The following is an 8,584-nucleotide window of genomic DNA, read 5'->3' as shown; positions in this document are numbered from 1 at the left end:
ATTTTGTAATTTTGTAATTTTGTAATTTTGTAATGGTTTTTTTAACTAAGCTATCTTTGAGTAGAGAAGATTACCGTGATATTGTAATTAAACTTAAGATATGGATCTCTTTTAGGTCAGTAGGCCACCCTTTAATTTGGATTAATTGTTAGGTAAACACTTTTATCCAAGACATTATAATAATAAATGCTCATATTTATCACATTAAGTAAATATCGGATTACAATTAAAGAATGAGCAACGTAAAAAAAGGCTTAATTAATGCTAAATCTCACCATAAAACAAAAAATCATCTTTGGTTTTAGCACGATTGGATTATTATTATTAACGGCGAGTAGCTTTTTTTACTATTCATTAAGTAAAATTTCTGACGCCAATAATAATGTTGAAACATTAGCTGTTCCTGTGCAAAAACAAAGTGGCACTTTACAAGTTCAATTGTTGAAAATGATGAAGCAAGCGGCTGTCGCTTATACGCAATCTGATGCTAATAAGTTACAGGAAAGTTTAGAGCAGTTTAATCATCTACAAAAAGATTACCAAGCAACTGTCCAGCGACTACGTCTGAAAGTGACTAAACAAGCAAAAATGCAATCGGCTCTTGAAGAAGCACAAGTTCAATATCAACAATATTCAACTGATATTCAAGCAATGTTCTTTGCTAAAATAGGGCATCAGCAAGCAACAAGAGACTTCCAGGGTGACTATAAAACTTTTGAAAATGCGCGTTATCAAGCAAGCACCTATATGCTTGATTTAGAAATTATTGAAGCGACGGGGCAAGAGAAGTTACTTGATGAAGTTATTGGTACAGGTACGCGCATTGATGACTCACTTTTTAGCTTAAAAAACTCTATGTCAGGGCTTGACCGAATAGAATCAACAGACTTAGTGACTAAACATCAAGGTGATATGATTTTTTTAATCAATAATATTGAAACTAATTTTGCTTATTTAGTCCAGCAAGCTGAACCACTTAATGCGAGTGAACTGTTAAGTGACTTTAAGCAGAACTTGACACTGATACAAGAATCAATTCAACAACCAGGTCGTTTATACCAACTACAACAACAAACAATTGATCTACAATATCAAGCAAAAGAGGCTTATCTTTCTGCAACTCAATCTTATAATTTAAGCTATGCAAAGCTTGATGAATTAGTATTATTGGCGAATAAACGTTTTGCTCATTTTCAAAGCAATGCCCAAGAGGAAATTGAAAGAGGAAAAACTTTAGCCATCGTTTTAGCGTTAATCTTTATTGTTATGGCGAGCTTTATTACTTATGTCACAACTAAAGCGATGATTGGTCCGTTACGGGCAGTAAACAAAGCCTTGGCATTAATCGCTAGTGGTAACTTGTCAAAGCGCATGGAAAAACGCAGTGATGATGAGTTCGGTGGGCTTATTACTAATATTAATAAGTTATCTGATGATCTTACTCATTTGCTTAACGCCATTAATAAAGACGCCCATTCGCTTGATAAATCTGCGGCGTTAACCAATCAACAAAGTTTGTTTATATCAGAATCAGCCAGTCAACAAATTACCCGTATTGATAATGCCAAACAGCTTGCTGAACAAATGTTTGCTAGTTCAAGTATGGTAAAAGATGAAGCAGTTACTACTGCTTCCCATGTCACTGAAGCATCGCAACGCAGCCAAGACATTAATAATATTGCTAACGATAACAGTCAGCGTATTAAGCAGCTATCAACTCGACTGGGTGAATCAGTGGGAGTCATGGAACTACTTAGCCAACATAGCCGCAACATAGGTAGTATTTTAGATACCATCGGTGGTATTGCTGAGCAGACTAACCTGCTGGCTTTAAACGCGGCTATCGAAGCAGCAAGGGCCGGAGAGCAAGGTCGTGGTTTTTCTGTGGTTGCTGATGAAGTAAGATCATTAGCTTCTCGAACTCAGGCGTCTACCGCTGAAATACAAGTAATGATTAATAATTTACAAAAAGATACGTCTATTGCGGTCAAGGCGATTTCAGAAGGTCAAACACAAGCCAGTGAATGTGTTGCTCAAAGTCAGCAATTAAGTCATGCCATTAACCAAATTGAGGATACCTTAAAAGCAATTGACTCAATGAGCAAAAGCATTACTACTGCAGCACAAGAGCAGTTGGTTTATAGTGAGCAAATTGAACAAACAATGAATGAAACGGCTGATGCCGCAAATAAGAATGCGATGGAAGCGAGTAATATGCACAAAAGAAGTGAAGATGTCAGCACTTTAGCGCATTCTCTAACAAGCTCAGTAGAGCGTTTTACACTTTAAGTGACAAATGAATTACCTCTAGTTAAAGTTGTGTCGAGCGTCATCATTAATTGCCAGAAGATGACGCCAACACTTATTTATATGGCGTGGTTAACGCCACTTAATTCATGGTAACAAACTCTTCTGCACTCGTTGGGTGTATCGCAATAGTATTATCAAAGTCGGCTTTAGTTGCGCCCATTTTCATGGCAACCGCAAACCCTTGCAACAATTCATCACTACCAAACCCAATACTGTGTATGCCAACAATTTTTTCTTCTTTGCCAACACAAATAAGTTTCATACGCGTGGGATCACGATAATCTTCAGTCATCGCCTGATACAAAGCAGTGAACTGTGAATTGTAAACCTTAACCTCTTCTACGCCGTATTCGTCAAGCGCTTCTTTTTCTGATAAACCAACCGTACCAATAACTGGGTGACTAAACACAACCGTGGCAATATTTGAATAGTCTAAATGCTCGTCAGGTTTATTATTAAATAAACGCTCACATAAGCGACGACCTGCGGCAACAGCTACTGGTGTTAATTGTGCACGACCAGTATTATCACCCACTGCATAGATACCCTTAACATTAGTATTTTGGTATTTGTCTGTTGAAATAAAACCTTGATCGTTGATTGCGACACCAGCCAACTCTAGATTAATTTTATCTGTTGCTGGCTCTCGCCCTATTGCCCAAATTAAAGAATCAACAGGCCCAACAGACTTACCATTTTCCAAATGGATGGTCAGTTGACCATTATCATGTTTTTCAACATGACTGGGTGTGCTATGGGTATGCAGTGTTGGACCATGTTTTGCCATTTGTTCGACTAACGTGTCACTGAGCATATCGTCAAAACCACGTAGTGGCTTTTCTTTACGCACTAATAAATGTGAGGTGGTGCCTAAAGCATGAAATACGCCAGCAAGTTCTACGGCAATATAACCAGCACCAACAACAGCAACACTTTTTGGTTGTTCTGTTAAAGCAAAAAAACCGTCTGAATCAATACCATACTCTGCACCTTCAATACTTGGAATGCTAGGACGACCACCGGTAGCAATAACAATATGGTCAGCGGTAATTTGTTCGCCATTAACTTCGACAGTGTTTTTATTGATAAATTTAGCAAAGCCATCGATAACAGTAACACCGTTGCTGGCAAAACCACGAGCATAGGCTGCATGAATTCGCTCTATATAAGCTTCCCTGTTTTTAACTAACGTGCTCCAATTAAAACCTTGTAACGGCGCATTAAAACCGTAATCAGCAGAGTAGTGTAACGCATCGGCAATTTGCCCAGCATACCACATGGCTTTTTTCGGCACACAACCCACATTAACACACGTACCGCCAATTTGCTTAGCTTCTATTACTGCTGCTTTTTTACCAAGCTTTGCTGCGCGATTTGCAGAAGCAATACCGCCACTTCCTGCGCCAATGGCAAGAAAGTCAAAATGTTGAGTCATGTTTTTATTCCTAGAAAAAGTGTATGTGTTATATATGTGGTTAAACAAGCGTTATTCAAGCCAATTAGCTATTCTGGCCTATTAACTTTTATCGCGATAATGTCATCATGCAAAAATTGTTCAATTTTAGCAGCTTCAACTGGCTTACTATAAAGGTAGCCTTGAATAAGGTGACAGTGTTTCTCACCTAAAAATTTCAGCTGTATTTCATTTTCTACACCTTCAGCAATGCAGACCATTTTCAAATTTTTGGCCAACACTAAAGTAGCCGCGACAATCGCTTCATCAGCAGAGTTAATACCAATCCCTGAAACAAAGCTCCGGTCAATTTTTAAAATTTTCAAAGGCAATTTTTTTAAGTAAGATAATGATGAGTAACCGGTACCAAAATCATCTAAGGCAATTACCACACCTAATTTATCAAGCGCTGTCATAGTCGCAATAGCTTTATCTGGATCAGAAATAAGCATACTTTCAGTGACTTCAAACTTAAGCGCTTCAGCGGGTAAATTATGTGTTTGTAAAATACTTTTCAAATAAGGAATTAAATTGTCTTCAAGAAAGTGCTGAACAGACAGATTAATCGATAAGTACATATTAGGACGAATAGCTCGCCATTTTTTCAAATCTATCACACCACGTAAAATAGCCGCTTCAGTCATAGATATAATCAAACCCAGATCTTCAGAAAGTGGAATAAAATTATCAGGTAGAATTAACTTGTCGCCACTTTGCCAACGTAATAATAATTCGGCGCCAACGGCCTTACCTTGGTATGAGTCAACAATAGGCTGATAATAATTAACAAACTCACTGTTTTCAAAAGCGAGCTTAAGTGTAGACTCTGCATATAAACGTTCACTTGCTTCAACGTTCATACGTGGCGTGTAAAATTGAAAGGTATTACGACCCAGTTGTTTAGAATGATACATAGCGACATCGGCGTGACGAAGCAATTCGTCACTATCTTTGGCATCTTCGGGAAAAAGAGCAATGCCAATACTAGCGCCCACACTAACCGTATTACCGTTTAATAGCACAGGCTCGCCAACGGCAGTAATCACCTTCTGTGCAACTCGACCCAGCTGACCATGGCCGCGAAAAGACTCTAGCAGAACAACGAATTCATCACCGCCAATGCGAGCAACGGTATCATCAACCCTCAGAACTGCTTTTAAACGCCTGGTGACTTCTTGTAAGAGCAAATCTCCACAGTCATGACCCAATGAATCATTAACTTGTTTAAACCTGTCTAGGTCAATAAAAAACAAAGCAATGGATTGTGACATGCGGGCAGAATAGTCCATCGCATGCTTTATTCTGTCGAGCAATAATGAACGATTAGGTAAATCCGTTAAATAATCATAATTTGCTAAATAACGAAGCTCTTTTTCTGCATGCTTTTGCGCGGAAATATCAGTAAAAATACAAACAAAATAAATGCTATTCGTTGATTCATTGAGGCTCGCGCTCACAGTTAAAATAACATGATACTCTTCGCCAGCTTTCGTTTTGATGAGCTCTTCACCTCGCCAATCATCACCAGCCTTTAAATGAGAAAATAACGTCTGGTAAAAACTAAAGCGATCGTTAGTTAATCCAAATAATTTAGCATCAAAGGCAAATTCTTCCTCGCGCCAAGCAAAGGCCTGCCGTAACGATTCATTCGCGATTACCCGACTAAAATTATCACTAATAATTAAGACCCAATCTTTAGTTTTCTTAAAAGCTTCACCATAAAAGTGAGCACGTTCGGCGTCGGCTAACGACTGGGTAATATTCGTATATGCGCCGGTAATTCTGGTTGGTCTGCCTTTGATGTCAGTTGCCACAATTTTTCCAAGATCTTTAAACCACAACCACTGACCATTGAATTTTTTCATTCGATAGCTACATGAAAAGCTGGTCTTAATGTCAGCTGTAACCACAAATTTTAACCACTGAGAATGAAACAATTCACGTTCATCTTTGTGAATTAACGATAAATGCTTATTAAAGCTATAAGAATGTTGAAGGTCGCTATACCCTAATTCTTCAGAGGCCCGTTTAGCAAACATTAAGTTATCATCGCTTTGCCAATCCCACACTTCACTATTACTACCAGTTAATGCCAGTTGCAGTCTATTCTCTCGATATTTTACCTCTTCATGTACGGCAAGTAATAAGCGCGTATTTTGTTGGCGTTTTACATGCCAGAGCATAAATAAAGTTAACAAGAGCACAACATAAACTAAGTAAGCTAGCGGCGAAGACCATGGAGCATATTGCACCATAAAGTTAATAACAAAGGCGTCAGAATATTTTTTAGTTTCAGTTGATTGAATACGTACTATCAGCGAATGCGCCCCTGAAGATAAGCTTGAAAAAGTAATATGATTTTCAGCAGTTAATGGATAACTTATGTCATCAGCACCTTGTAACTTATATTCAAACAGGATGTTATTAGTGCTGTTGTAAGTTAATGGCGAGAAATCAATACGAATACCCACATCATCATAATTTAACTGAACGGTATCACCATTACTCAGCACAAAAGGCAAAGCTAAATCACGTGATAACACATCAATATTAGTAGCATGAACACTAAGCTGATCTTCATAATTTTTCTTCTTTAAGCTCAGGGGATTAAAAATACTTAAGCCATTCATCGCACCGTAAGCAAAATTTTGATTAGCCATTTCAGAGAAAGCGCCACCATTAAACTCTCTGCCAATTAATCCATCACTGATACCGAAGTTACGAATATGGTGTGTTTCAATATCTATCATGTAAATGCCATTATGACTGGCGTACCAAAGGTCACCTTCAGAGTCTACCAATAAACCATAGATATGATTGCCGACAATAGAATTCTCTTTGTGATAAAAATATTTTTGTTCGTACGTTTTACTGTCTAAACCAACAAGCCCTTTGCCTGAAAAACTAAACCAAAGCATGCCTTTATTATCAGAGACTAAGCTTTCTATAGATATAAACTCGGTTTCTTTGATATTAAGATTTTGATATATCAATGTATTTGTGCGAGTTTTTAGGTCAAAAAACCATAGTGAATTATTGGTAGAAAAGAGCATTTTATCACTATTAGGTAAATAACCTAGAATATTGAAAATTTTGTCTTCTGCTATTTTTTCACTCATCTCATCCAGTGGGTCAATAATCCCCGTTGTCAGTGAAATACGATTGACACCTTTTTCAGTGATACTCCACAACGTATTACCTTTATCATAAAAGAAAGAATACTGCCTTAACGCAAGGAGTTCTTTCACTTTATCATCATACGGAATATCAATGAGTTTTTTACTTTCTATATCAAATAAAACCACACCTTTTGCAGTAGAAAGCCATAAACGTTGCTGTAAATCTTCATAAATGCCATCTACACGGCTAATATTAAAAGTGCTTTTGGGGTTATTAGTTGTTAAATAGTGTGATATTTTTTTATCACGCGTATTAAGTAAATTAAGCCCATTTCTTGTACCCACCCATAGCTGTTCAGGATCGCTACGTAGTGCGGTAATAAACCAAACAACATTATCTGTCAAACTGTTTGCATTGTCTTTTTTGTAACCATAATTACTGATTAAGCTCCGCTTAGGATCCCATTTATACAGACCTGTTGCCCTAGAACCTAACCAAAATGAACCTCTTTTGTCTTTCAAAATAGAAATAACATCATTGCTTTTAATATGGTCAAAAAATTCATTAAATGAGAAAAGAAATTCGGTGGTGTCGGTGGTGGTATTAATGACTGACAACCCTAAGTGACTGCCTTGGTATAAATTATCGCCATCAGCATAAAGCTGCCAACTTGACACGGCATCAGTGATCACTTTATAAGCAGGTAATTGAAAATCGCCTACTAAATAATCATTCATTTTATTAATAGATAAGCTATAAACACCATGTTCTGTCGCTAAATAAAGATCATTGCTTGCACTTATATTAAGGTCGTACACTTTATTTGCACCAACAGCACTAAAGCTGTCTAAACTAATTTCAGTCGACGTAACGGCAGGTAATTTCTTCCATACTTTAGTCTCGATATTCAGCGCAAAAACACCAACACGTGTCGTAATATATAAGATATTTTGGTGTAACAATATCTCGAAAATATTATTAATCGCAGCAAGCTCATCTGATAAATCTAGTAGACGCGTACTTTTTTGAGATATTTTGTTATACACGATGATAGTTTTTGCACTAGCAATAAAAAAGTCATTATTGTTACCCTCAACCATATCAGCTATAAGATAATCTTTATTTATCGGATCTGTTTCTAGAATTTGTTGATAAACATCTGTTTTTTTATTATAAGTATACAGTCCTTTATCAACAATGTTCAGCCAAAGTAGTTTGTCCTTATCTTGAATAATCCGGTACGTTTCGTAATTATCAAAATCATTACCTGGCCCAGGTAAAGTTCGAAAGCTATAACCGTCATACATATTCAAACCACTTTCAGTGCCTACCCAAATAAAACCTTCATCATCTTGAAAAATAGCTTTAACCGAGCCTTGAGACAATCCATGTTCAACTGACAAGTTTTCTAAATATAAATTGTTCACCTCTGCTTGTGCTGTATCTGTAAAAAGCATAGCGTACAGTAAAAAAAGTGAACATAAGGAATTCACAGCAAAAAAACGAAACATAACACCTCGAGAAACTCATGACGAAGACGAATAATACATTTTTAGTATAAGTAAAATACAATTAAAATAAATATTTATCCGAACTAAAAGGGTAAATAAAGGGCATAATTAACAATAACAAACACCCTATTAACATAGACAGTAGCATTTATTTTTTTAAGGTGGTCAATTTTAAGTAAAATAGATTGAA

General features: G+C 36.8%; 3 protein-coding genes. 1 reads left to right on the top strand and 2 read right to left on the bottom strand.

What is annotated here, in order from left to right; all coding sequences use genetic code 11:
• Window positions 1-261 precede the first annotated feature (261 nt).
• The gene (locus H4J66_RS03330; RefSeq protein ID WP_182170569.1) at window positions 262-2,289 is read left to right on the top strand and encodes a methyl-accepting chemotaxis protein; all 2,028 of its coding nucleotides are present in this window, start codon (window positions 262-264) and stop codon (window positions 2,287-2,289) included.
• A 100-nt stretch (window positions 2,290-2,389) separates the two neighbouring features.
• Here H4J66_RS03330 and gorA read toward each other — a convergent pair whose 3' ends face one another.
• Both gorA and H4J66_RS03320 read right to left on the bottom strand, forming a co-directional pair.
• Entirely contained in the window at window positions 2,390-3,745 is a 1,356-nt protein-coding gene (gorA, locus tag H4J66_RS03325; protein WP_182170567.1) for a glutathione-disulfide reductase, read from the bottom strand.
• Between the two features lie 68 nt (window positions 3,746-3,813).
• Entirely contained in the window at window positions 3,814-8,340 is a 4,527-nt protein-coding gene (locus H4J66_RS03320) for an EAL domain-containing protein (RefSeq protein WP_182170565.1), read from the bottom strand.
• Between the last annotated feature and the right edge of the window lie 244 nt (window positions 8,341-8,584).

This window comes from Colwellia sp. MB3u-55 (assembly GCF_014076785.1).
Taxonomy (GTDB): domain Bacteria; phylum Pseudomonadota; class Gammaproteobacteria; order Enterobacterales; family Alteromonadaceae; genus Colwellia_A.
Note: the sequence above shows the minus strand (reverse complement) of the source record. Positions and strands in the feature narration are given on the sequence as shown.